The sequence below is a fragment of the Rhizobium indigoferae genome (assembly GCF_034554815.1).
GTDB lineage: Bacteria > Pseudomonadota > Alphaproteobacteria > Rhizobiales > Rhizobiaceae > Rhizobium > Rhizobium leguminosarum.
This window is the reverse complement of sequence record NZ_CP140635.1, coordinates 3,843,986-3,866,931: the sequence shown is the minus strand read 5'-3', so window position 1 is coordinate 3,866,931 and position 22,946 is coordinate 3,843,986. Positions and strand designations below refer to the sequence as shown.

The following is a 22,946-nucleotide window of genomic DNA, read 5'->3' as shown; positions in this document are numbered from 1 at the left end:
GCTGGCCTTTTATATTAGTGGTTTGCCGTCTCGCCGAGGACGGTTGCGAATTCCATCATGCGTCGGCGGCGAAGCGCCGCCTCCTCTCCGACTTGGAGGATGACGGATTCCGACAGGCAATCGAGCAGCGCAATCAGCGGCGGAAGATTATCGAGATCGGGGGCGCGAGCGGGCGGCAAGGGCAGCATGACGTTCGATTGGTCCGCCATCCAGTCCGCTTGCTGCGGCGAAATGAGCACGACCTTATAGCCGTAGCGCCGCGCCGTTCTGGCAAGCAGCCGTGCCTTGGCGAAGCGGCGGCAATCGATGATGACAAGCAGCGCGTCGTCGACTGCCAGCCGGGCGAAGAGTTCCGCAAAACGATTGTCGGCGGCGTCGAGGGTGCGCACGCCGTCGCGGGCTTGCGTCAGCCGCTGACAGAAATGATTGGCCAGGCTGGAGAGCCGCGCATGAGTGGCGATCGACACTTCGCGGGCGGTGCTGATCAAGCCGACGGCTTCTGACCAGTGCGGCTGCGCCGTCAGATGATAGATATGATGGAGGGCCTGAATCTGTTCGGCGACCAGCACGGCGAGCGGTTTACCCTCCGCGGCGTCCGCATGCAGCTCGCTCATAGCGCTCTGCAATTGCGCCGGCGATGTCGTCACGGTCTCGCGAATCTCCACCTTGACGCTGTCCAGTCCCTGATAGCCGAGCGCGCGCAGAAAGCGCCCGACGGTCATCGGCGAAAGATCCAGCCTGTCGGCGACGGACGCAGCCGTCTCGAACGGCAGGTCGTTCAGGTGCTCGGTGAAATATTTCGCGATACGGCGTTCCGCCGGCGTGCCGGTTTTTGCGTATTGCCTGAGTTTGTGCACAAAGTCTTCCACATCAGCCTCCCCCGTCTTCCCTCAGAGGCGTTCCGGGGGTGCGCTGTTGCGCGCCCTTGTCTTTGCAACTATTCTCGGAAGCTGCTTCTCAGGCCCATGCGTATTTTAGATGCCTTACAATATTATATTAGCATTCAGTTTTCGACAAGTTTTCTATTACAGAATGCAATTTTATTCTCTCTTGTCGATGGCCTCCACCTTTCTTACATCTTCGGCGCAACCGGAGACGCCTGAGACATGATTCTTGACGCCGCTCGACTTTCGCTCGCCAATTTATTCGCATCGGAAACACGTTCTGTCTTCTGGAAGGTGCTCGGCCTGACGATTCTCGTGCTCGTCGGCCTCTGGTTCGCTTTGCGCGGGGCCTTCATGGCCTTCCTCTTTCCCTGGCTCACGGGCTTCTTTCCCGATATGCCGGATTGGGCGGGGTGGCTCGCTTTCCTCTTCGCGATCCTTGCCGGTATCGGCCTTGCGCTGATGCTGGCGTTGCTGCTGTCGCCGGTGACGGCGCTGATCGCCGGCCTGTTTCTCGACGATGTCGCCGATGTCATCGAAAAGCGCGACTATCCCAAGGACGCGCCGGGCACCGCCATGCCGCTCGGTCCGGCGATGGCAAGCTCGATCAAGTTCCTCGGCGTGGTGATCCTCGGCAATATCGTGGCATTGTTGTTGCTGTTTATCCCCGGCGTCAATCTGGTCGCGTTCTTTCTGGTGAATGGTTATCTGCTCGGACGGGAGTTCTTCGAATTCGCCGCTATGCGCTCCCGTTCGCCTGATGAGGCACGGCTCTTCCGCGCCAAGCATGCCTCCACCGTCTTTCTCGGCGGGCTGGTGATCGCCCTCTTTCTGGCGATCCCGATCGTCAATCTGCTGACACCGCTTTTTGCCGCCGGCATGATGGTGCATCTGCACAAACTGGTTTCCGCACGGGATACCGGTTTGCGGACCTAGAGCCTTTCCGGGTTAGATTGAAGCATTCTGTTGGCTCAAACGGAGTCGGATGATCGACCGGTCGGCGCGCGTCGTAGCCAAGCTCTACGGCCAAGCCGGCCGGTCGATCAGCCGGCCCGTTTCAGCCAACCCTCCCGCAGATTTGCCGGGCAAATCTGCAAGACTTTAGAATCGCCGGACGCACCTATTGCTTCGCATGGCGAAGCAGTGCGGCCGGTGGGCCGGGCATCTTTCCGCCAGGATCAAAGGCGATGGGCTCGGACGTACCAGGAGGTATGCCCTTCGCCAATCGCCTTTGCCCTGACGAAAACCTGCTCCGGCAGAATGCTGCAATCTAACCCGGAAAGGCTCCAAGGCTCAACCAGGCAGGGCGGAGACGTCGTACATCGCCGCAAATTCAGCGCTCGGCGGGATCGGCTTGATGATGTCGATCAGCACACCGTTCGGATCGGCAGTGATGAAATGCCGCTGGCCGAAATCCTCGTCGCGGATTTCTCTGAGAATTGGCAGGCCGGCGCTCCGGCAGGCTGCATAGATTGCATCGACATCGGCGACCTCGAAATTGAGGAGCAGGCCAGACACCTTGCCGCGGGCTATAGTCGGGATGGTCTCGTGGCTGCTGTCAAGGATGGCAAGCGCGATGTGCTCATTCTCTGGCGATTGCAGGTGAACGTACCAGTCGCTCTCGAACAGAGCTTTGAAGCCGAAATGCTTGCAATAGAAGCTGGCGGTGCCGGCAACGTCGTCGGTCATGATGACAGGATAATAGCTCGTCGATTTCATCTCTTTTTCCTCCTTTGCATTTACATGCAATCTGTATGTTTTTGCCTATTAACATACATTCGAGAGAGCGTATGAGCCGCAGCAATCGCGAGAGAACGGAACAGACGAGACAGGCGCTGATCGACGCCGGTCGGCGTCTCTTCGTCGAGAAAGGTTATGCCGAAACCGCGACGCCGGAGATCGTGGCGGCGGCGGGAGTGACGCGTGGCGCGCTCTATCATCATTTTGAAGACAAGAGGGCGCTTTTTCGCGCGGTTATCGAATGCGAGGCGAAAGCGGTGGGCGAGGCCATCGAGGCGCGCTCGGCGTCTTACGACGCGCCGCGTGCCACGCTGATCGCCGGTGCCTCGGCCTATTTCGATGCGATGAGGGCGGAAGGGCGCACGCGGCTGCTGCTGATCGAGGCACCTGCCGTTCTCGGCTTGTCGGCGACCGCGGCGATCGATGCAGAGAATGCGGAAGCGACGCTGCGGGCAGGGCTTGCAGCCATGCTTCCGAAGGCCGGCGCTATGCTCGAACCGTTGACGTCGCTGCTATCGGCGGCCTTCGATCGCGCGGCGATCGCGATCGAGGCGGGCGCTGAGAGGCGGCATTACGAACAGGCGATCGCTGTTCTACTCGACGGCCTCGCCGATCATCTGTGGTGGTAGCTCGACGAGCGGCGCCGGCACATCCCAACTCTTCTCCGGCGATTTGCAGAGATCGGCAATGACGCAACGCTCGCATTCGGGCCGGCGCGCCTTGCAGGTGTAGCGACCATGCAGGATCAGCCAGTGATGGGCGTGATAGAGGTAATGCTTCGGGATCACCTTCATCAGCCGCGCCTCGACCTCGTCTGGCGTCTTACCGGGGGCAAGCCTGATGCGATTGGCGATGCGGAAGATGTGCGTATCGACGGCCATCGTCGCCTGGCCGAAGGCCATGGAAAGCACGACATTGGCGGTCTTGCGGCCGACGCCCGGCAATCTCACCAGTTCGTCGCGCGTCTCCGGCACCTTGCCGCCGAATTGGTCGACCAGCATCTGTGAGAGTGCGATAACGTTTTTCGCCTTGTTGCGGTAGAGGCCGATCGTCCTGATGTAATCGCGCAGCCGCTCCTCGCCGAGATCGAGCATCTTTTCCGGCGTATCGGCAACCTTGAAGAGCGCGCGCGTCGCCTTATTGACGCCGACATCGGTCGCTTGCGCCGAAAGCGCGACGGCGACGACGAGCGTGAAGGGGTTGGTGTGCTCGAGCTCGCCCCTCGGTTCCGGCCGCTGCACCGAGAAGCGACGGAAGATTTCCTCTCGCTCGGCCAGTGAATAGGCGGTGCGCACCGCTGCCGCCGATTTGCGGCTGACGATCACTTTCGTATCCTGAGGCGTCTTGGTAACGGATTTGAGTTTCGGATTTGCCATGGAAACTCTATACTCAGCAGCCATGATGGAAAGCAACGCCGACAGCTCCAACGAGCAGCCTGTTTTCGCTGCCGAACTCTTTCCCCACCGGTCACTTGGCCGCCGGGGCTTCAAGGTGCTGCTTGCCCTGTCCGGTGCGGTCTGCTTCCTCTACGGCATGTTCTTCATCGCGACAGGCGCCTGGCCGATAGGCTTCTTCTTCGGACTGGATTTCGTGCTTCTCTACGGCGCCTTCTGGCTGAATTACCGCTCCGGAAAAGCGCGCGAACAGGTGACGGTGTCGCGTATGGACGTGTCGGTGCGCAAGTTTACGCCATCGGGACGGATGGTAGAGCATCATTTCAATCCGTTCTGGGCACGCTTCCTCGTTCGCCGGCACCAGGAGATCGGCATTCTTTCCATGCATATCTTCGGTGAGGGCCGGCGCACGGATATCGGCTCCTTCCTCAATCCCGACGATCGCGAAAGCTTCGCCAAGGCCTTCAAGGGAGCACTGGCGACGGTCAAGCAGCGGATCTGAGCTAGAGCGGTTCAGCTTTTCACGGAAGCGCAGAACCGCTCTAGCTTTTGCTTTTACGCAATTCCAGACGGAAAACCGCTTCGCACTTTTCCTGGAATTGCTCTATCCAGCGGCTACGCAAGAATCGGGTGGTTTGCTCACCCCATATTGACTATCTCCTTGTGACAAGGAGAAAGACGATGAATATGATTGCCAACCTGCAGACAGACATCACGCCTGACGGCCCTGATTATGACATTGTCCGTCGGGTAATCGAACTCATCACCGAGGATTACCGCGACCAGCCTTCGCTGGAGGCGATCGCGGCACGGCTCAACCAGTCGCCGACCCAGCTGCAGAAGACCTTCACCCGGTGGGCCGGCCTGTCGCCCAAGGGCTTCCTGCAGGCGGTGACGCTCGACCACGCCAAGCGATTGCTGCGTGGGGAAGACATGCCGTTGCTCGAGACCTCGATTGAGGTCGGTCTCTCCGGGCCGAGCCGCCTGCACGACCTCTTCGTCACGCATGAGGCGATGTCGCCCGGAGAATGGAAGGCGAAGGGCGGTGGTCTCACCATCCGCTACGGCTTCCACATCTGCCCCTTCGGCGTGGCGTTGATCATGGTGACCGACCGCGGCCTTGCCGGCCTTGCCTTCAGCGATTCCGGCGACGAGAGGGCCTGCCTCGAGGATATGACTTGCCGCTGGCCGAATGCCTGTTATGTCGAAGACCTGCAGGCGACGGTTCCCTATGCCGCCCGCATCTTCGAGCCCGGCAAATGGTCCTCGGACCAGCCGCTGCGTGTCGTGTTGATCGGCACGGACTTTCAGGTGCGCGTCTGGCAGAGCCTGTTGAAAATCCCGTTCGGCAAGGCGGTCACCTATTCCGATATCGCCAACGATATCGGCCGGCCGACGGCGCAACGCGCCGTTGGTGCGGCGGTCGGGGCAAACCCGATCTCCTTCGTGGTGCCCTGCCATCGGGCGCTCGGCAAGAATGGCGCGCTGACGGGCTACCATTGGGGCCTCACCCGCAAACGGGCGATGCTCGGCTGGGAATCGGCGCACGCCTGAGCGGGTTTCCTGGGCGGAGGCGGGTCGTTCGCCGCTTATCGCTCCGGCAGTTCTCCCTGCTGGGGAGAAGTGGCAGACGGTGATGTCTCGGCCAGTTCCAGCAATGCCCGGGCAGCACTTTCGTCGGTGATCAGCGTGTTGCAGCCGATGCGCTTGATCGTCGCACGGATTGCCACGGCCCGATGGGCGCCGCCGGAGGAGAGCACGATGTGCTTGGCCTCCTTCAGCGTGTCGAGATCGACGGACATGACGCGCCGATTGATCGAATGGTCAACCGAATTGCCGTCCTTGTCGAGGAAGTTGAACATCGTGTCGCAGACGCAGCCGGCATCGATCAATTGCTGCAACTCGGCCTTTGATATCCAGCCCTCCGATAGCGAGGTCGAATGCGGGCCGATATCGCCGCAGCTGACGATCGCCAGATCGAGGTTCTCGGCGAGGCGATAGATCGTGTCCAGCCCGCATTTCTCGATCAGATTCCGCTTGGTCTCGATGGAATCGACGAGAAGCGGCGCCAGGAACATGTAGCATTCGGCGCCGAGCTGGTTTGCCAGCCGCCATGTGTAATCGATCGGGTTCGTCTGGTGCACGGCGACGATGCCGCCGAGCAGCGAGACGACCTTGCAATTGGCGCGGCGCGGCGGCCGGAAGCTCGACAGCGAGGCGGTCATGGTGCGGCCCCAGCCGACGCCGATGGTATAGTCGTCGGGGATGGCTTCGGAGAGGAACTGGCCAAGCGCCAGGCCGACATTTTTAGCCAGCGAATTGACGTCACCATTGACCGGCGCAGGGACGACAATCGCCTCGTCGAGGCCATAGGCACGCTCCAGCTTCACCGAAAGTTCAACGCAGTCGCCGATCGAATCGTTGATCCAGATCTGGACTTCGCTGCGCTTCATCGCCTCGTCGAGCAGGCGGATCACCGTCGTGCGGCTGATGCCGAGCTGTTCGGCGACGTCCTTCTGGGTCAAGCCCTCGTTGTAATAGAGCCATGCCGCCCTTAGCCGCAGCGAGGATGCCTCCGAATAGGCCGTGTGCGTGCCGCGTTTGAGCTTGACCACATCTCCTCCGCACGATTTCCTGCCCTAGATCCCTCATGGGATGAAAGGCCTTAGCGACGCTTTTGTTGCCGGGATAATGACGATTGTGACACTTATGTCAATTGAAATGCACAAATGTCCTTGACTTTTCGTTAGGCGAATGGCGATAGTCCGGGTGACACACGTCGTTCTTGTCCGTCCGAGGAGGACATAGTGCGGGCATGCCGAAAGTCACGACCGGCCTTCCAGCCGCAAGCGGCATCGCTTGCGTTCGGGAACACGGCTACCGTCCTTCACGTTTGTGAATCATCCGTGACGGATGCGCGCATTTTCGCCTGCAGCATGCAAACAACCTGTCGGTAGATCACCTTTGCCCGGCGGAACTCGCGCCGGTCGCAGCCCAAGTTCAACAAGGATTATTGACCATGACATCCAAGCTTGACCAACTCCGCGAGATTACCACCGTTGTCGCCGATACCGGCGACATCGAAGCCGTCGCACGCCTGAAGCCTGTGGATTGCACGACGAACCCGAGCATCGTGCTCAAGGCTCTCGGCACGCCGATGTTTGCTGACGCCATCAAGGAAGCCGTCGCCTGGGGCAAGAAACAGGGCGGCAATCCCGAAGCCGTTTCATCAGCCGTCGCCGATCGTCTCGCCATCTCCGTCGGCGCAGCCCTGGTGAAGCTCGTCCCAGGCCGCGTCTCGACCGAAGTCGACGCCGATCTTTCCTTCGATACCGAGGCTTCGCTTGCCAAGGCGCGCGCAATCATCGCCGCCTACAAAGATCGCGGCATCGGCCAGGACCGCATCCTCATCAAGCTCGCTTCCACCTGGGAAGGCATCCGCGCCGCGGAAGTCCTGCAGAAGGAAGGCATCGACTGCAACCTGACGCTTCTTTTCAGCAAGGCCCAGGCGATCGCTTGCGCCGACGCCAAAGTGTTCCTGATCTCGCCCTTCGTCGGCCGCATCCTCGACTGGTACAAGAAGTCGACCGGCAAGGACTACACTGCCGAGGAAGATCCGGGCGTCATCTCCGTCCGTGAAATCTACAACTACTACAAGGCGAACGACATCAAGACGATCGTCATGGGCGCCTCCTTCCGCAGCGCCGGCGAAATCGAAGCCCTGGCCGGCTGCGACCGCCTGACCATCAGCCCGAACCTGCTCGACGAACTGGCCAAGGATGAAGGCAAGCTGGAGCGCAAGCTCTCGCCGGACAGCCGCAAGCCGGATCCGAAGGTCTCGGTCGACGAGAAGACCTTCCGCTGGATGATGAACGAAGATGCGATGGCGACGGAAAAACTCGCCGAAGGCATCCGCGCCTTCGCCAAGGATCTGGGAACGCTGCGCACCATGGTGCAGAAGGAACTGCAGCTCGCCGCCGCCTGATAAGGCACGGCATGCATTCGGAGGCGCGGCTGCCGGCTGGCAGGCGCGCCTTTTTCGTGGTGTTATCAAGCGCATATGCTGTCGGAGACCGATATGGCGGATGAGGAACGAGCAAATTCGCTGGCGGCATTTGCCTACAAGCATGCGAGCTTCATCATCGCCGCCCTTGCCGGACTGGTGGTCTTCCTGCTTCTGACGTCGCGCGAAGTCAGCGCCGGCAACATCCTGTTCGGCTGGAATGTCAGCGCTGGCGTTTTTGTCGCTCTCAGCTGGCGCAAGATGCTGCGGGCGACGGTCGAAAGCATCCGGAAACGCTCCGCGGATCTCGACTTCTCCGACACCGTCCTCTTGGCTCTTTCGATCGGTGCGGCACTTGCCAGCATCGCCGGCATCGGCCTTGAGCTCCACTCGATCAAGGAGGCGGCACCTGACGTCGCGCTGGCGCGGGCAGGTGCCGCGGTTCTGACGATCCTGATCTCCTGGATCTTCCTGCATACGCTCTTCACCATCCACTATGCCCATTATTTCTATGGCGGGGCGGACGAGGAGGGCGGGCTCAAGTTTCCCGACGGGATCGAAGAGCCCGGTTACTGGGATTTCCTCTATTTCTCCTTCACCATCGGCGTTGCGGCACAAACGGCGGATGTCGCGGTCAGTTCGACCAGCATGCGCAAGCTGACGCTGTTGCATGCCGTGCTATCGTTTCTGTTCAATACGACGATCCTGGCGCTGGCGATCAATGTCGGGGCGAGCCTGCTTTAGACATCAAAAAAGCAGAACACGATGCCATGCGAAAACCGCTCACACTTTTAGGCATCATGCTCTCGCCGCCGCCCTGAAGAAGGACTCGAACTCGGCCAGGTCGCCGGCGGCGACATCCGAAATCGCCCAGAACACGAGCCCGCCATCCGACCATTGCATCATGTTGTAGCCGTCATGCACCGTCGTCGTCTGCGCGGCCGATGCCGCCGGCCAGATGAACAGGTTGATGACATGGCCATGGTGCCGGTAGACGAGGGCCGCAACGGCGCGATCGCCGATATAGTCGACACGTCCGCCGACCAGCGGAAAGCCATCCTTGGAGAGATCGCTGACCGGCGGCGAAAAATCGATCTTGCCGTTGAACCAAGGTTTTACTGTATGCTGATCCGAGGTTAGCACGTCGGTCAGATGATCGGCCATCATCGACCTGACATGGCTTGCCATGATCTGGTCCTGCAAAAGCACGGTCTGCGACGGCGCGTTGACAAATAGGATGGCGCCTGCCGCCAGGGCGGCGAGCGAAGGCACGAAGCTCCATTGCCGAATGAAATCCAAGGCACGGCGCCAGACAGGCGCCTGGCGCGGCGGGGACAGGCTGGACGCCGCCGCGGCCTGTTCGAATGACAACATCGACAGGACCTGCGAACGCAGTGCCTCCGGCGGTCGCCACTTGACGCCATCCTGATCGATGATCTCTCTCACGGCACGGACCCTTTCCATCTCCGCCCTGCAATGCGCGCAGGTGGCAAAATGATCCTCGAATTGCGCTGCATGGGCGGAATCCAGCTCGCCATCGACAAAGCCGTGCAGCATGACGCGCCATTCCGGGCAGCTTTTCCGTTGGGCTTCACTCATCCTGCGGTCTCGCTCTTGTTGCATGCATCCCAGGCTTCGCCAAAGTCACGCCGCGCCCTGGCAAGCCGCGACATGACAGTGCCAATCGGCGCATCGATGATCTCGGCGATCTGCCGGTAGGAGAGATCCTCAAGCTCGCGCAAGACAAGAATTTCCCGCATCGCCTCGGGCAACCGGCTGATAACAGCGCGCACGCGCTGCTGCTCGCTTCGCCGGATCGTTTCTGTCTCCGGCGAATCCTCCTCCGAGGCGATCTGGTACTCGCCACCCTCATCAGGGTCAGCGTAGCCGTCATTGCCCATAGGCTGCTCGAACCGCGCCTTGCGGCGATCCTGCTGGCGCCAGACATGGCAGCAGTTCCTCACGATGGCAAAGAGCCACGCGCGCGGATCGCCGCCACGATAGGTTTCGAAATTGCGGTAGGCGCGCAAGAACGCTTCCTGCACAATATCCTGTGCGGCATCTGCGTCGCGGCTGAGGAAGCGGGCAAAATTATAGGCCGCGTCAAGATGCGGAACGATCATGTCCTGAAAGCGCTGCATGAACTCGTGCTGCATGGTCGCATCCGCCGTCGAAGCGATCGGATCGCTGCTCGATTTTTCCGAGACCATGAGGTGCAATAGGCGGCCCACGCCGCCGAGAAACTCCGCTAGCGTTGATGGCCGAATGCGGGTTCTTGACGCGTGCCGGGCCAACAGCAGCGTCCAATCGGTCGATCCGACGGGATAGGTGATCTGAGCGTTTGTCATCATCCTCCCTGCCTCAACAGCAGCCGAATTTAGGCGTGAGACCGGCAGGCATGCAATGCGGTCCCTTGCCGTCTAGACCGATCGGCACGTGGTTTTATTCCACGCCGGCGCCGATTTTTCTGCACGCAGCGGGATACCGGTCGCGTGCGATAGAAATTACGTTTGTTTTTCAATCACTTGAAGAAATAACGCTGGAGATCGGGAATAAGCGTTCCTTGCCGGCGATCTAGTTCGTCAGCGAGGACATATGAGCAATAGCCGTCTTCGCCACCAGAAATGCCATCAACAAGAGGAGGCATATTCATGTTGACCATGTCACGTCGCGCCGTCCTGGGGTCGGCTGCTGCGGCTGCTGCATTCGGGCTGTCGTCGAAGCTTGAATTCGTCATGCCGGCATTTGCTGCAACACCGCTGGAGCCGACGGTCGGCTTCTATAAATACAAGGTCGGCGATATCGAGATCACGGCAATCTACGACGGCATCTGGAGAAAGCCGCATGACCCGGCCTTCATCAAGAATGCCTCGATCGAGGATACCAAGGAGGCGCTATCGAAAGCCGGGCTTACCACCGAGTTCATGCCGATCCCGCTGACTGTCGTGGTACTGAAGCTCGGCAACCGCCTGATCATGATGGATGCCGGCTCGGGCGTCGGCCAGTGGCAGGAAAATGCCACCCATCTGCCGGCGAACATGGCCGCGGCGGGGATTGACTACAAGAAGATCGATACGATCATGATCTCGCATTTCCATCCCGACCATGTCTGGGGACTGATGGAAAAGGGCACCAACAATCCCGTCTTCCCGAATGCCGAACTCATCGTCAATGCCGACGAATACAATTGGTGGACCGCGCCCGGCCGCGTCTCAAAGCTCGCCGAAGGCCGCAAGCCGGCAGGCAAGCGCATCGCCGAGGTCTTTCCGAAATGGAAGAACTGGAAGCTCGTCGCCGATGGCGCCGAAGTCGCACCCGGCGTGCAGCTTGTCGCCGCGCCCGGCCACACGCCCGGCCATTCGACCTATCTTGTCGCCTCCGGCAGCAAGCAACTGCTCGTCTCGGCCGATATCATGTATGTGCCGGCGCTGCTCGCACCCCATCCTGAATGGCAGGGCAGCTACGACCAGGATGGGCCAACGGCCATCGACACGCGCCGCCGTCTTATCGACCGCATCATTGCCGACAATATCGCGATTTGCGGCTCACATTTCCCGTTCCCTGGCTCCGGCACCTTTGTCAAGGACGGAAGCGCCTATGGCTTCACGCCGACAATCCAGGCCTGAAAGGCCGAAAGGAGATCACCATGACGAAATATGCAATTCTCGGATACATCTGGCTTTGCGCTATATCCGCAGGCTTCTCCGCGGTGACGGCGCTTCCCGCCTTTGCCGTCGACAACATGCAATCGACAGACGCTCCCGACCTGACCTCGGTGCGGGCCAAGATCGATGCCAAGGACTATGCTGGTGCGTTGGCAGAGCTTCGCGGCCTTGCAGAAGACAACCAGCAGGCGGATGTCTATAATCTGATGGGATATACGCTGCGCAAGACGGGCGACTACAGAACGTCGCTGACCTACTACACCAAGGCGCTAGAGCTGCAGCCAGATCACAGGGCAGCGCGTGAATATCTCGGCGAACTCTATGTCGAGACGGGCGAGATGGCGAAGGCGGAGGAGCAGGTGTCATCGCTGAAGCAACTTTGTCCGAGCGGCTGCGAGGAACTCGAAGACCTGCAAGAGCTCATCGCGGCCAAGGGCGGCAATTGACCCGCATATGAACGCAGGAACAGGCGGGAGAGCCGCCTGCTCTTCTAACTGGAGGGTATGATGGAAAACGCGTCAAGCCGGCCCCGACTGGCTGATCTTATTCTTCTCCTGGGCAGGCTTCTGCTGTCACTGATCTTCCTGCACGAAGGTTGGTCACTCGCGGCAGATATCACCTCGACCATCGACACTTTCGCGAAACTGGGGCTGTCGGCACCGATCGCGCTTGCCACCATCGCCCTTCAGATCGGCGCCGGCCTTTCCGTTGCGACAGGGCTCCTCAGCCGGCTTGGCGCACTGGCGCTGGCGCTCTTCTGCCTGGCGACCGCCTTGCTCTTTCACACGAATTTTGAGAGCCAGAACGAGCTGCTGCATTTCGAGAAGGACCTGGCGATTGCCGGCGGTATGTTCGTCCTGGTAGTTTCGGGTGCGGGATCGATATCGATCGACAAGCTGCTGAGAACGCAGACAAACAGAATGCCTCCTTGGCTCAGGACGGTGTTGTCGTGAATGCGCACCGAAATCCGAAGGCGTAACGAATTTCGCGAGTACTCAGTGGCGCAATAAAACCGAATAAAACCGAACAAACAGAAGCGTCGATGCGGGCTACACTTTTGGCGACAGGTCAGGAGTGTGCCAGTGATGTCTTCCGCGCAAAACAATCAGCAAAAGCCAATTCTCGTCTTTCTCGCAAAAGACGCTGCCTGCGACATCGTCTCGAAATTGAATGAGAACGGATATGTCGCGGCGGCTGTGTCCTCGGTGCCGGAGCTCTTCGACGCCTTGCGTTCGGACCGATATTTCCTGGCTGTAACGATGCGATCGGATATCGACATGGTCCGCAACATCAAGCCGATTCCGGTCATCAATCTGGAGGTGTTTTTCCATACTATCCAGTCGACGACAAAGTCCGTCCGCTCCTCGAAAGAGTTCGACAGCGATGCATTTCTAAGAAGGATCGCGGCCCTCACGGAGTCAAGGACAGGCAGGGTTAGTGCAGTCCGAAGAGATCCGGCCGCAAACGAGACAGTGATTGCAAGCACGGCGAAGGCATCCCGGTGGCGGGCCGCCACATCTCTTCTGTTGAGTCGCCGCGCCGCGCCCAGCGCAGAACGAGCGGATTAGACGTGGGCGCATTCTCATCGCCGACAGACCGGTCGTCGCTCGATTCAGATCCCGATGAACCGGCGCGCGCGCTCTGGCCGGCCACGCTGGGCCACGTTGCCGACGGATCCTATAGGCATCTTTCTACCGGGTTTCGTCGGCTTGAAAGCGTCATTCCGAAACCAGAACTTCTGACTTGGTGCGGGTGTAGTTGCTCGGGGCAGCGTCAGCGAGCGGATATATCATCACGGCACTGTTCGTGCTCGTGGCGATCGGTCGTCTCGCCAGAAACGTTCTCCATAAGCTCACCGCACGGCTTCCGAAGCGCTCAGCGTTGAAGCATTACACGACGGCGATCGTCTCTCTGGTGTTCTTTTGCCTGCTGGTCGTTCGGATGTGTTTCATCGCCACCGTCATCATCGATAGCGCAATCCGAGGTGACCATGTGGAAGTCAGTGGCGACCCCGAAAGGCAGTTTTGACGGCGGACTCCGGGTCGGAAATCACGCAACATATCTCAACATTATCGAATATAGCATTGCACGATACTTGATATCCTAAAGGCGAAGCCGTGTCGGTGCGGCGACAGATCGTGTGGTGTCTGATGTCCGGGAGATTAACCACTGCGGTTGACAGTGGCCGAGGCCGCCTGATGTAGACACGGTGAAACGTGGTAATTTAGCGCCGAGAGACATCTCCCGGCAAGAGAACGAATGACGATGGCATATGAAATGGCAGTTCCCAATCAGGCTCATATCCTCATCGTCGAAGACGATCCCGCAATCGCAGATATGCTGGTGGACCTAGTTCGAACCAGCGGCTTCGAGGCCTCGTCGGTGGAGAGCGGCGCGGCTATGGATCGAATGATGGCGCGACAGCAATTCGATCTCATCGTCCTCGATGCGATGTTGCCGGGCGAGGACGGCTTCAGCATCTGCAGGCGGCTTCGTGCGTCGTGCTCGGTGCCAATCTTGATGCTGACGGCACTCCAGGAGGATATCGACCGCATTCTCGGCCTCGAGCTCGGAGCCGATGACTATGTCACGAAACCATTCAACTCCCGCGAGCTGCTGGCCCGGATCAAGAGTATTCTCCGCAGAGCGTCATATGCTCATCATCAGGAGGAAGCACTTGGACCGATGATGTTCTCGGGATGGCGCATCGATCCAAAAAGCCGTCAACTCCACGACGCCGATGGAGCGCAGGTTTCCATGACAACCGCGGAGTTCGATATCCTCCTGGCCTTCTGCTGCAATCCCAACAAGGTTTTGACTCGCGAACAGCTCTTGTCGATGACACATGCCGGATCAGCGGGGCCGGTCGAGCGCAGCATCGACGCCCACATCAGCCGGGTCAGGCAAAAGATAGAGCCAAATCTGAAAGATCCGTCGTTCATAAAGACGGTGCGGCTGGGCGGTTATCTTTTCGCATCCAAGGTAGAGCGTCTCTCTTGAGAAATTTCCGGCGGGCTTCGATCCAAAGCCAGATCCTCATATTGGCGACCTTCCTTGTCGTGCTCGTTTCCGTGGTGGCGACCGCCATGGAGCCCTATATCTACGGCCGTCATGATCGCGGCTTTCAAAACGGCCTGTTTGCTGCCAGAGCGGCGATGGTCGCGGAGCAATTTGCCCAGGCAAATTCAGCGCAAGATGAAGGCGCCGTTCTCACGAGAGCAGCAGCGCTCGGCGTTGGGGTCGAAAAATTGTCGCTAGACCGGCCGCTCGCCGGCAAACAGCAGATGGTATCTCCAGGCGAGCTGGTGGCGCGTATCAACACAATGCTCGCCGACAATATTTTCGCGGCATTTCATCGCTTCGCCATCGGTCAATCACACCCTGACGTCCTGACTGTCGGAATTGATGATAAGCGCGCCCTTGTCTTTCAACTGCCGGTTTTTCCCAGCTATGTGTGGTTTGTTCCAGCCGCGGCGAGCGGATTTTTAAAAATCGTCATCCCATTGGTGCTGCTCGCATATTTCAGCAGCCGGCTCATCACCGCACCTCTGAGGCACTTTGCCGCCGCTGCAAAACGAGCGAGCATGGAGGGCAGCTGGGAAAAGCCTTTCGAGCCGGACGGCGCATCCGAGATTCGAAGTCTGGCGGAATCGCTGAACGTCATGAGCGATCGAATCCAGAGCATGGCAGAGGATCGAACAAGAATGCTGAGTGGCGTGGGTCATGATCTCAGGACACCGCTGACGAGATTGCGGATGCGTGCCGAGCGTTCCGGCGAGCCCGAGCTTCGCAGCCTGATGCTGACCGATATCGCCACCTTGAGTTTCATGATCGACGAGTGCTTGGCCTATTTCAAAGACGCATCCACTGCGGAGGCTGATCGAAAGGTCGATATCTCAAGCCTGCTGCAGACGATTGCGACAGACTTCTCCGACATGGGCATCGATGTGAGCTTCACCGGTCCGCGGCGACTGGCGTTTATCTGCAAACCTCAGGCCCTTACTCGGGCAATTACCAATCTGGTCGACAATGCGTCTCGTTATGCAAAGCAAGTCGAAATCGATCTGCGAGAGAGCGACGATGGCGGGATCAAAATATCGGTGGGCGACAACGGCCCTGGTTTGACCGATGAAGCCAAGGCGAAAGTTCTGGAGCCGTTCTTCAAAGTGGATAAATCCCGCCAGATCAGTGCCAAAGGCGGTTCTGGGCTTGGGCTCGGCCTTCCGATCGCCAAAGGGATCGTCACCAAAGCGCACAATGGACAATTGACGTTGTTGGACAGGAAGCCAACCGGCTTGGTCGTCGTAGTCGATCTTCCCGCCCCTCAGGGGATCCAGCCCGGAGGCTCGCGCTCGATCCCTTCATCACATTGACTTACTGCCCGTCGTGGCGTCGTCACGCGTCGCGCTGCCTTCGCAGCAAAAGATGGCTCGCGAACATTTCCGCATATCATAGCAAACACAGCAACATTCGAATTCCATAAAACCGGTGCCAGCAGATCCCATGCCATTCGGCATTTCCAAAGCTGGAGCCAAGTCATTGATAAAAAATCTGAAAATCGGCGTTGCAGTGATGCTCGCCTGTTCGAGCGTTGCCGCATGCACGACCCCTGACCCCACGGTTTATTCCGGACTTGCTTCGGCGTCACAGCTCCAGCCGAACACTGAGGATAAAACCGGCCGCGTGCCGTATCGCTATCAGACGAAAGTCAACTGGAGCCAATACAACCGGATCATCGTCGATCCCGTTACCGTCTATGGCGGTCCTGACAGTCAGTTTGGCAAGCTTGCGGAAAAAGACAGGATCTTCCTGGCCAATTACATGCAGACTCAATTCACCGAAAAATTGAAGACGCGCTTTGCGATTGTCAGCACACCCGCTCCGGCAACGCTCAGATTGCATCTGACACTGACGGGGGCGAAGGCGACGACCGCGGTACTCGGAACGGTCACGCGCATCGATGTTGCAGGCGGATTGTACAACACCGTTCAGGCCGCTCGCGGCCGAGAAGGTTCGATGACCGGTTCGGTGAATTATGCCGTGGAGGTCTATGATGCTGCGAGCAATCGTCTCCTGTCTTCCTATGTCACCAAGCAATATCCCAATGCAATGAATATCGGCGCAAGCTTCACGGCGATGGACGCCTCCATGGTGGGCGTCCGCAAAGGTGCCGATGCTCTGCTTGCCGAGTTGAAATAGGGGATAGGAGCAAAAGACCTAGCCGTGTTCCATGCACGGCCGAACTAGCCGAGACGTTCTACAACAGAGATGAAGGGCCGCATGCAGAAGTGGTGCGGCCCCGATGTCTTCAAACGGCTCCGCAACCGATCAGAGGATCGCCTGACCGGCCATCAGCGCAAGGACAAGGAAGATCAGGAAGATCACAAGCGCGATGCCGAAAAGAACGCGGGCGATCGTCGCGGTAGCTGCGGAGACGCCCGAGAAACCAAAGAAGCCGGCGATGATCGAAATCACGAAAAATATCAGAGCCCATTTCAGCATGACATCATCCTTTGCGTTTGCCTGGGAAAGACGCAGTAACCGGGAAAATGTTCCAGATCGCTTGAATGGATTGGCGATCTCTGTGAAGCACCTCCCGGTGCTACTGATGGGCATTGTGTCGAATTTCGTACCCTTGCTTTTCCCGCCGGTTCAGCCGTGATTGATCATCACGTGGCGTACGGCGGTGTAGTCCTCCAGTGCGTAGACCGACATGTCCTTGCCGTAGCCCGACTGTTTGAGGCCGCCATGCGGCATCTCGTTGACCAGCATGAAATGCGTGTTGATCCAGGTGCAGCCATATTGCAGGCGGGCGGCGGTCTTCATGCCGCGGCCGATATCCTTGGTCCAGATGGAGGAGGCCAGGCCGTAATCGCTGTCGTTTGCCCAGGCAACGGCATCATCGGCATCGGAGAAGCGGGTGACCGAGACGACCGGGCCGAAGACCTCGCGGCGGACGATTTCGTCGTCCTGCAGGGCGCCTGCAATGACGGTCGGCGTGAAGAAGAAGCCCTTGTCGCCGGAGACCTTGCCGCCGGCAGTGATCTCCATGTGCTTGTGCTCGGAAGCACGGGCGACGAAGCTCTCGACGCGGTCGCGCTGGCGCCTGGAGATCAGCGGGCCGATCTCGTTTTCGGTATCGTCGATCTGGTTGAAGCGGATGCTCGAGACGGCCGAGGAGAGGTCGGCGACGAAATTGTCGTAGACCTTGGCATCGGCATAGATGCGGCAGGCGGCCGTGCAATCCTGGCCAGCATTGTAATAGCCGAAGGTGCGGATGCCTGCGACAACGGCATCGATATCGGCATCGTCGAAGACGATGACCGGGGCCTTGCCGCCGAGTTCCAGATGGGTGCGCTTGACTGTCTTGGCGGCGGCCTGCAGCACCTTCTTGCCGGTTGCGACATCGCCGGTGATTGAGATCATGCCGATTTTGGCATGATTGATCAGGGCGTTGCCGACACTTTCGCCACGGCCGAGAATGACGTTGACGACGCCTTCGGGAAGGATTTCGGAGAGCAGCTTGGCCATCTTCAGCGCCGTCAGCGGCGTCTGCTCCGAAGGCTTGAAGACGACGGTATTGCCGCCGGCGATGGCCGGCGCCAGCTTCCAGGCCATCATCATCAGCGGATAGTTCCACGGCGCGATCGAGCCGACGATGCCGATCGGATCTCGGCGGATCATCGAGGTGTGGCCGGGCAGATATTCGCCGGCCGCCGGTGCGTGCAGGTTGCGCACGGCGCCGGCGAAGAAGCGATAACAATCGACGATCGCCGGGATTTCGTCGTTCAGCACGGCATTGATCGGCTTGCCGCAGTTCAAAGCCTCCAGTGTGGCGAAGCCGACGGCATCCTTCTCGATCGCGTCGGCGATCTTCAGCAGGTAGCCGGAACGCTCGCCAGGCGTCGTCTGCGACCAGCTTGTGAAGGCTTTTTCGGCGGCATCGACGGCGGCGTCGACCTGGGAGAGCGAGGCTTCCGGAAGGTCGATCACTGTCTCGCCCGTCTTCGGGTTCAGGATGTGCTCTTCCGTCTCCGTGCCTCTTTCGAAGCGGGAACCGATCAGCATTTGGATATCCATGATGTTCTCCCTGTTATTTGCCAGCGCCGGCGATCTGGTCGCCATCGCGGGTGAGGTAATAGGCTGCCAGGATTGGCAGGAAGGTGACGAGCACCACGACCATGGCGACCACATTGGTGACAGGGCGCTGGCGCGGGCGGATGAGTTCTTCGAGCATCCAGATCGGCAAGGTCGATTGCTGGCCGCCGGTGAAGGTGGTGACGATGACCTCGTCGAAAGACAGGGCGAAGGCAAGCATGCCGCCGGCAAGAAGAGCGGTGCCGATATTCGGCAGGATGACATGACGGAAGGTCTGGAAGCCGTCGGCGCCGAGATCCATCGAGGCCTCGATCAGCGAGCCGGATGTGCGCCGGAAACGAGCGACCGCATTGTTGTAGACGACGACCACGCAGAAGGTGGCGTGGCCGAGCACGATGGTCCAGACCGAAAACGGGATGTCGAACAGGCTGAAGGCGGAGCGCAGGGCAATGCCGGTGATGATGCCGGGAAGGGCGATCGGCAGGATGACCAGCAGCGAGATCGCCTCGCGGCCGAAGAACTTCGTCTGGCTGACGGCTGCAGCGCAGAGCGTGCCGAGCACCAGCGCGATCGCGGTGGCGATGACGGCGACCTGCACGGAAAGGCCAAGCGCCGACCAGACGTCCGGCCGGTTCCAGGCGACGGCAAACCATTGCAGCGTCAGCCCGGGCGGCGGCCACTGATAGCTCTTCTCCTCGGTCGTGAAGGCATAGACGAAGATAAGCAGGATCGGCAGGTGCAGGAAGAGCAATCCGACGGCTGCGGCGATCTTCAAGGGCAGTGGCGATGTCCTGTGGTCAGAGCGCATCGAAAGCCCCCAATTTCCTGGCGAGCGACAGATAAAGCGCCATGATGACGATCGGCACGACCGAGAAGGCGGCGGCGAGCGGCACATTGCCGGCCGTTCCCTGCTGGGCATAGACCGCCTGGCCGATGAAGAGCCTGGACGAGCCGATGATCTGCGGGATGATGTAATCGCCCAATGTCAGCGAGAAGGTGAAGATCGAACCGGCGACGATGCCGGGGAGCGCTAACGGCAGGAGCACGGTGCGGAAGGTTTGGCGCGGCGTGGCGCCGAGATCCGCCGAGGCCTCGATCAGGTTGCCGGGCACCCGCTCGAGGGCCGCCTGCGTCGGCAGGATCATATAGGGGAGCCAGATATAGACGAAGACGATGAAGGTGCCGAGGTAGCTGACCGACAGTGAGTTTCCGCCGATGACGGGCAGGTTCAGGATGGCATCAAGCAGCCAGGAGAGATGGAGCTTTTCGAAGATCCAGGTGAGGATGCCCTCCTTGGCGAGGATTAGTTTCCAGGCGTAGATCTTGACGAGATAGCTCGACCAGAGCGGCAGCATGACGCCGAGATAGAAGAGCGCCTTCCATTTGCCTTGCGCATAACGCGCCGCATAATAGGCGATCGGGAAGCCGATCAGGGCGGCGGCGGCGGTGACCAGCGCCGACATCACCAGGGTGCGGATGATGATGTCGAAATTCGCAGGATTCAGCAGTTGCGCATAGGTCGAGAGGGTGAATTCAGTATTCACCAGCCCGGAGAAATCGTCGATCGAGAAGAAGCTCTGCAGAAGCAGGGCGATCAATGAGCCGATATAGATGATGCCGAGCCAGAGCAGCGGCGGCGTCAGCATCAGGAAGAGCAAGAGCTTCGGGTGCCGCCAGAAGGCATCCGACAGTTGGCCGAAGAAACCGCCACGCCCCGGAAGGATCGAAGTCTTGCCGCCTGTGATGGTGAGCGCCGTCATGCCGCATCATCCATGTAGTGGATATCGGCCGGTTGCCAGGCGAGGCGGATACCGGCGCCGAGATCCGGCACTGGCGCGCCGGCCGGCAGCATGACATGCAGCCGGCTGCCCTTGAGGTCGACGCTGAGACGCGTGGCCGCGCCGAGGAAACTTGCATTTTCAACTTTCGCCTCGACGCCGTCGCTTGCCAGCCGGATCGCCTCGGGGCGGAGGCTCGCCCAGCGTTTCTCGCCGCCAAGCAAGGCCATCAAATCAGGCGCGATGACGTTCGACGAGCCGACGAAATCGGCGACGAAGCGGGTCCTCGGGCAGCGGTAGATATCCTGCGGCGTGCCTTGCTGAACGATGTTGCCATTGTTGAAGACGGCGACGCGGTCGGCCATGGACAGAGCTTCGCCCTGATCGTGGGTGACGAAGACGAAGGTGATGCCGAGCGCGCGCTGCAGGCTCTTCAATTCTTCCTGCATCTGCTCGCGCAGCTTCAGGTCGAGTGCGCCGAGCGGCTCGTCGAGCAGCAGCACCTTCGGCTTGTTGACGAGCGCGCGGGCGAGCGCCACGCGCTGCCGCTGGCCGCCGGACAACTGACCGGGGCGGCGGGCGCCGTAGCCCGGCAGCTTGACGAGTTCGAGGGCATCGCCTGCCGCCTTCATCCGCTCCGCCTTGCCGACGCCCTTGACCATCAGCCCATAGGCAACATTGTCGAGGATGTTGAGATGCGGAAAGAGCGCATAGTCCTGGAACACGGTGTTGACGTTGCGGCGATAGGGTGGAACGCCGTCTGCCGTCTCGCCGAAGATCTGGATATGGCCCGCGGTCGGCTGCTCGAAGCCGGCGATCAATCTCAGGCACGTCGTCTTGCCGGAGCCGGATGGCCCGAGCATGGCGAAGAATTCGCCGGGCGCGATCTCGAGATCGACCCCGTCGACGGCGCGAACCTGGCCGAAATGGCGCGATACCTGTTGGAAACGGACGGCGGATGTCATGAGGGCGGCTCCGGGTCTTGAGATGCACTGAACGGGTGAGATTCTTGCAGACGCAAAAACTCCTCCCCAACCCCTCCCCAGAAGGGGGAGGGACTTAACCTTCAGCACCCTCCGGATACAACCTTACTGCTGCATACAGCAGGGACGAGGCGGCGCCGCTGAAGCCCCTCCCCCTTGTGGGGATGGGTTGGGAAGGGGTCTTACGCTACAACAGTCCCCTCAGTGAGAACGCAAGTTACCGTCCGCCGATCACGCCGATATAATCCGACACCCAGCGATGATAGGGCACGCATTCGCCCTGCGTCGTGCATTTGGCGACCGGGGTTTTCCAGAACTTGATCTTGTCGAAGTGATCGAAGCCGTTGGTGGCGCAGCCGCTATCACCCATCAGTTCATTGCCCTTGCAGGCCGCAGGAACGGAAGGCACGGCGCCGAACCAGGCGGCGGCGTCGCCCTGGACCTTGGCCTTCAGCGAATGTTCCATCCACATATAGGCACAGTTTGGATGTTCGCTGTCGGTATGCAGCATGGTGGTGTCTGCCCAGCCGGTGACGCCTTCATCCGGGAAAGCGGAGGCGATCTTCTGCTTGTCGGCCTGCAGCAGGTTCACCTGGAAAGGCCAGGAGCCGGAGGCGACGACGCCTTCGTTCTTGAAGTCGTCGATCTGGATCATTGCATCGTGCCAGTAGCGGGAGACGAGCTTGCGTTGGCCGCGCAACAGGTCGAGGGCGGCCTTGTACTGATCCTCGTTCAGCTCGTATGGGTCCTTGATGCCGAGATCCGGCTTGTGGGCCATCAGGTAGATGGCGGCATCGGCGATGTAGATCGCGCCGTCATAGGCCTGGACGCGGCCCTTGTTGGACTTGCCGTCGGGCAGTGTCTGCTCCTCGAAGACGACGTTCCAGCTGGTCGGCGCCTTGTCCTTGAAGGCATCGGTATTGTACATCAGCACGTTCGGTCCCCAGAGATAGGGCACGCCGTAATGCACGCCACCGACCGTATACCACGGTCCGTTCTGCAGGCGCTCGTCGACGGTCTTGAAGCTCGGGATCAGATCGGTGTTGATCGGCTGGACACGCTTGCCGGCGATGAGACGGAGCGAGGCGTCGCCCGATGCCGTGACAAGATCGAAGCCCCCTTCGTTCATCAGCGACACCATTTCATCCGAAGTGGCGGCGGTCTTGACGGAAACCTTGCAGCCGGTCTCCTTTTCGAAATCGGTGACCCAGTCGTAGTTCTTGTCGGTTTCGCCGCGTTCGATATAGCCGGCCCAGGCGACAATGCTGACCGCGCCTTCGCCCTTGCCCAAGGCCTTCAGCGGTTCGGCGGCGATCACCTGCGTCGCGAAGCTCAGGCAGGTGAGCGCCGCCGTGCAGGATTTCAACAGATTCGTCATCATCCGTCTCCCGGTTTGCCACT

General features: G+C 59.9%; 26 protein-coding genes. 14 read left to right on the top strand and 12 right to left on the bottom strand.

Annotated elements, in window-relative coordinates; all coding sequences use genetic code 11:
* Positions 1–14 precede the first annotated feature (14 nt).
* A complete protein-coding gene (locus U5G49_RS19165) occupies positions 15–869 on the bottom strand; it encodes a MurR/RpiR family transcriptional regulator (RefSeq protein ID WP_112905253.1) in 855 nt (284 codons plus the stop codon).
* Positions 870–1,106: 237 nt separating this feature from the next.
* Between U5G49_RS19165 and U5G49_RS19160 the strand changes: the two genes are divergently transcribed.
* Entirely contained in the window at positions 1,107–1,820 is a 714-nt protein-coding gene (locus tag U5G49_RS19160) for a sulfate transporter family protein (RefSeq protein ID WP_018243655.1), read from the top strand.
* Between the two features lie 357 nt (positions 1,821–2,177).
* Here the strand turns inward: U5G49_RS19160 and U5G49_RS19155 are convergent, their stop codons facing one another.
* Positions 2,178–2,603 carry a VOC family protein gene (locus tag U5G49_RS19155; RefSeq protein WP_193444341.1) on the bottom strand — a complete coding sequence of 142 codons (426 nt, stop codon included), beginning with the start codon at positions 2,601–2,603 and terminating at the stop codon, positions 2,178–2,180.
* Between the two features lie 71 nt (positions 2,604–2,674).
* Here U5G49_RS19155 and U5G49_RS19150 point away from each other — a divergent pair, with 71 nt between their 5' ends.
* Positions 2,675–3,253: a TetR/AcrR family transcriptional regulator gene (locus U5G49_RS19150; protein ID WP_193444340.1), complete on the top strand. Its 579-nt coding sequence runs from the start codon at positions 2,675–2,677 to the stop codon at positions 3,251–3,253.
* On the opposite strand, the gene nth is transcribed toward U5G49_RS19150, so the two are convergent.
* Complete coding sequence (gene nth / locus U5G49_RS19145; protein ID WP_018243652.1) at positions 3,218–4,024, bottom strand: endonuclease III; 807 nt, start codon at positions 4,022–4,024, stop codon at positions 3,218–3,220. The two genes, U5G49_RS19150 and nth, sit on opposite strands and share 36 nt — an antisense overlap.
* On the opposite strand from nth, the gene U5G49_RS19140 reads away from it, so the two are divergent.
* Both U5G49_RS19140 and U5G49_RS19135 read left to right on the top strand, forming a co-directional pair.
* Entirely contained in the window at positions 4,023–4,520 is a 498-nt protein-coding gene (locus tag U5G49_RS19140; protein WP_018243651.1) for a DUF2244 domain-containing protein, read from the top strand. The genes nth and U5G49_RS19140 overlap by 2 nt on opposite strands.
* A gap of 179 nt (positions 4,521–4,699) precedes the next feature.
* On the top strand, positions 4,700–5,572 hold the full coding sequence (locus tag U5G49_RS19135) for a methylated-DNA--[protein]-cysteine S-methyltransferase (RefSeq protein WP_026188532.1): 873 nt from the start codon (positions 4,700–4,702) through the stop codon (positions 5,570–5,572).
* A gap of 35 nt (positions 5,573–5,607) precedes the next feature.
* Here U5G49_RS19135 and U5G49_RS19130 read toward each other — a convergent pair whose 3' ends face one another.
* Positions 5,608–6,633, bottom strand: a complete 1,026-nt coding sequence (locus U5G49_RS19130; RefSeq protein WP_065278088.1) for a sugar-binding transcriptional regulator — start codon at positions 6,631–6,633, stop codon at positions 5,608–5,610.
* Between the two features lie 404 nt (positions 6,634–7,037).
* Here U5G49_RS19130 and tal point away from each other — a divergent pair, with 404 nt between their 5' ends.
* Entirely contained in the window at positions 7,038–8,003 is a 966-nt protein-coding gene (tal, locus tag U5G49_RS19125) for a transaldolase (RefSeq protein ID WP_018445996.1), read from the top strand.
* A 93-nt stretch (positions 8,004–8,096) separates the two neighbouring features.
* Positions 8,097–8,765, top strand: coding sequence for a DUF1345 domain-containing protein (locus U5G49_RS19120; protein WP_018445997.1), 669 nt, complete (start codon positions 8,097–8,099; stop codon positions 8,763–8,765).
* Positions 8,766–8,819: 54 nt separating this feature from the next.
* On the opposite strand, the gene U5G49_RS19115 is transcribed toward U5G49_RS19120, so the two are convergent.
* Together U5G49_RS19115 and U5G49_RS19110 are read right to left on the bottom strand one after the other, a co-directional pair.
* Positions 8,820–9,620 carry an anti-sigma factor family protein gene (locus U5G49_RS19115; RefSeq protein ID WP_193444339.1) on the bottom strand — a complete coding sequence of 267 codons (801 nt, stop codon included), beginning with the start codon at positions 9,618–9,620 and terminating at the stop codon, positions 8,820–8,822.
* Positions 9,617–10,372: a sigma-70 family RNA polymerase sigma factor gene (locus tag U5G49_RS19110; protein ID WP_018243645.1), complete on the bottom strand. Its 756-nt coding sequence runs from the start codon at positions 10,370–10,372 to the stop codon at positions 9,617–9,619. Before U5G49_RS19110 ends, U5G49_RS19115 begins: the two co-directional genes overlap by 4 nt.
* A 300-nt stretch (positions 10,373–10,672) precedes the next feature.
* Between U5G49_RS19110 and U5G49_RS19105 the strand changes: the two genes are divergently transcribed.
* The 8 genes from U5G49_RS19105 (at position 10,673) to U5G49_RS19070 (ending at position 16,885) form a co-directional block, all read left to right on the top strand.
* Positions 10,673–11,647, top strand: coding sequence for an MBL fold metallo-hydrolase (locus U5G49_RS19105; protein ID WP_182564998.1), 975 nt, complete (start codon positions 10,673–10,675; stop codon positions 11,645–11,647).
* Between the two features lie 20 nt (positions 11,648–11,667).
* A complete protein-coding gene (locus tag U5G49_RS19100; RefSeq protein ID WP_130653086.1) occupies positions 11,668–12,132 on the top strand; it encodes a tetratricopeptide repeat protein in 465 nt (154 codons plus the stop codon).
* 57 nt (positions 12,133–12,189) lie between these two features.
* The gene (locus tag U5G49_RS19095) at positions 12,190–12,639 is read left to right on the top strand and encodes a DoxX family protein (protein WP_130653085.1); all 450 of its coding nucleotides are present in this window, start codon (positions 12,190–12,192) and stop codon (positions 12,637–12,639) included.
* Positions 12,640–12,762: 123 nt separating this feature from the next.
* Positions 12,763–13,254, top strand: a complete 492-nt coding sequence (locus U5G49_RS19090; RefSeq protein WP_193444338.1) for a hypothetical protein — start codon at positions 12,763–12,765, stop codon at positions 13,252–13,254.
* Between the two features lie 190 nt (positions 13,255–13,444).
* A complete protein-coding gene (locus U5G49_RS19085) occupies positions 13,445–13,714 on the top strand; it encodes a hypothetical protein (RefSeq protein WP_193444337.1) in 270 nt (89 codons plus the stop codon).
* 231 nt (positions 13,715–13,945) lie between these two features.
* Complete coding sequence (locus U5G49_RS19080; protein ID WP_018243639.1) at positions 13,946–14,686, top strand: response regulator; 741 nt, start codon at positions 13,946–13,948, stop codon at positions 14,684–14,686.
* Entirely contained in the window at positions 14,683–16,059 is a 1,377-nt protein-coding gene (locus U5G49_RS19075; RefSeq protein ID WP_193444336.1) for a sensor histidine kinase, read from the top strand. The genes U5G49_RS19080 and U5G49_RS19075 overlap by 4 nt, the downstream gene beginning before the upstream one ends.
* Positions 16,060–16,225: 166 nt before the next feature.
* Entirely contained in the window at positions 16,226–16,885 is a 660-nt protein-coding gene (locus U5G49_RS19070) for a DUF3313 domain-containing protein (RefSeq protein ID WP_210262184.1), read from the top strand.
* A gap of 129 nt (positions 16,886–17,014) precedes the next feature.
* On the opposite strand, the gene U5G49_RS19065 is transcribed toward U5G49_RS19070, so the two are convergent.
* The 6 genes from U5G49_RS19065 to U5G49_RS19040 all read right to left on the bottom strand — a co-directional run bounded on the left by U5G49_RS19065 (position 17,015) and on the right by U5G49_RS19040 (position 22,923).
* Positions 17,015–17,188, bottom strand: coding sequence for a DUF1328 domain-containing protein (locus U5G49_RS19065; RefSeq protein ID WP_003552965.1), 174 nt, complete (start codon positions 17,186–17,188; stop codon positions 17,015–17,017).
* A gap of 150 nt (positions 17,189–17,338) precedes the next feature.
* Positions 17,339–18,766: a gamma-aminobutyraldehyde dehydrogenase gene (locus U5G49_RS19060; protein ID WP_193444335.1), complete on the bottom strand. Its 1,428-nt coding sequence runs from the start codon at positions 18,764–18,766 to the stop codon at positions 17,339–17,341.
* Between the two features lie 13 nt (positions 18,767–18,779).
* On the bottom strand, positions 18,780–19,592 hold the full coding sequence (locus tag U5G49_RS19055; protein ID WP_018446007.1) for an ABC transporter permease: 813 nt from the start codon (positions 19,590–19,592) through the stop codon (positions 18,780–18,782).
* Entirely contained in the window at positions 19,582–20,544 is a 963-nt protein-coding gene (locus U5G49_RS19050) for an ABC transporter permease (protein WP_018446008.1), read from the bottom strand. The genes U5G49_RS19055 and U5G49_RS19050 overlap by 11 nt, the downstream gene beginning before the upstream one ends.
* Complete coding sequence (locus U5G49_RS19045; RefSeq protein ID WP_193444334.1) at positions 20,541–21,527, bottom strand: ABC transporter ATP-binding protein; 987 nt, start codon at positions 21,525–21,527, stop codon at positions 20,541–20,543. The genes U5G49_RS19050 and U5G49_RS19045 overlap by 4 nt, the downstream gene beginning before the upstream one ends.
* A 235-nt stretch (positions 21,528–21,762) precedes the next feature.
* Entirely contained in the window at positions 21,763–22,923 is a 1,161-nt protein-coding gene (locus U5G49_RS19040; RefSeq protein ID WP_028733934.1) for an ABC transporter substrate-binding protein, read from the bottom strand.
* Between the last annotated feature and the right edge of the window lie 23 nt (positions 22,924–22,946).

Excerpts from the sequence above, each read along its gene's own strand:
- U5G49_RS19150 (WP_193444340.1), top strand. The coding sequence starts at position 2,675 with ATGAGCCGCAGCAATCGCGAGAGAACGGAACAGACGAGACAGGCGCTG.
- U5G49_RS19050 (WP_018446008.1), bottom strand. The coding sequence starts at position 20,544 with ATGACGGCGCTCACCATCACAGGCGGCAAGACTTCGATCCTTCCGGGG.
- U5G49_RS19080 (WP_018243639.1), top strand. The coding sequence starts at position 13,946 with ATGACGATGGCATATGAAATGGCAGTTCCCAATCAGGCTCATATCCTC.
- U5G49_RS19135 (WP_026188532.1), top strand. The coding sequence starts at position 4,700 with ATGAATATGATTGCCAACCTGCAGACAGACATCACGCCTGACGGCCCT.
- nth (WP_018243652.1), bottom strand. The coding sequence starts at position 4,024 with ATGGCTGCTGAGTATAGAGTTTCCATGGCAAATCCGAAACTCAAATCC.
- U5G49_RS19055 (WP_018446007.1), bottom strand. The coding sequence starts at position 19,592 with ATGCGCTCTGACCACAGGACATCGCCACTGCCCTTGAAGATCGCCGCA.
- U5G49_RS19065 (WP_003552965.1), bottom strand. The coding sequence starts at position 17,188 with ATGCTGAAATGGGCTCTGATATTTTTCGTGATTTCGATCATCGCCGGC.
- U5G49_RS19100 (WP_130653086.1), top strand. The coding sequence starts at position 11,668 with ATGACGAAATATGCAATTCTCGGATACATCTGGCTTTGCGCTATATCC.
- U5G49_RS19040 (WP_028733934.1), bottom strand. The coding sequence starts at position 22,923 with ATGACGAATCTGTTGAAATCCTGCACGGCGGCGCTCACCTGCCTGAGC.
- U5G49_RS19120 (WP_018445997.1), top strand. The coding sequence starts at position 8,097 with ATGGCGGATGAGGAACGAGCAAATTCGCTGGCGGCATTTGCCTACAAG.
- U5G49_RS19060 (WP_193444335.1), bottom strand. The coding sequence starts at position 18,766 with ATGGATATCCAAATGCTGATCGGTTCCCGCTTCGAAAGAGGCACGGAG.
- U5G49_RS19105 (WP_182564998.1), top strand. The coding sequence starts at position 10,673 with ATGTTGACCATGTCACGTCGCGCCGTCCTGGGGTCGGCTGCTGCGGCT.
- U5G49_RS19095 (WP_130653085.1), top strand. The coding sequence starts at position 12,190 with ATGATGGAAAACGCGTCAAGCCGGCCCCGACTGGCTGATCTTATTCTT.
- U5G49_RS19110 (WP_018243645.1), bottom strand. The coding sequence starts at position 10,372 with ATGATGACAAACGCTCAGATCACCTATCCCGTCGGATCGACCGATTGG.
- U5G49_RS19115 (WP_193444339.1), bottom strand. The coding sequence starts at position 9,620 with ATGAGTGAAGCCCAACGGAAAAGCTGCCCGGAATGGCGCGTCATGCTG.
- tal (WP_018445996.1), top strand. The coding sequence starts at position 7,038 with ATGACATCCAAGCTTGACCAACTCCGCGAGATTACCACCGTTGTCGCC.
- U5G49_RS19160 (WP_018243655.1), top strand. The coding sequence starts at position 1,107 with ATGATTCTTGACGCCGCTCGACTTTCGCTCGCCAATTTATTCGCATCG.
- U5G49_RS19155 (WP_193444341.1), bottom strand. The coding sequence starts at position 2,603 with ATGAAATCGACGAGCTATTATCCTGTCATCATGACCGACGACGTTGCC.
- U5G49_RS19045 (WP_193444334.1), bottom strand. The coding sequence starts at position 21,527 with ATGACATCCGCCGTCCGTTTCCAACAGGTATCGCGCCATTTCGGCCAG.
- U5G49_RS19140 (WP_018243651.1), top strand. The coding sequence starts at position 4,023 with ATGATGGAAAGCAACGCCGACAGCTCCAACGAGCAGCCTGTTTTCGCT.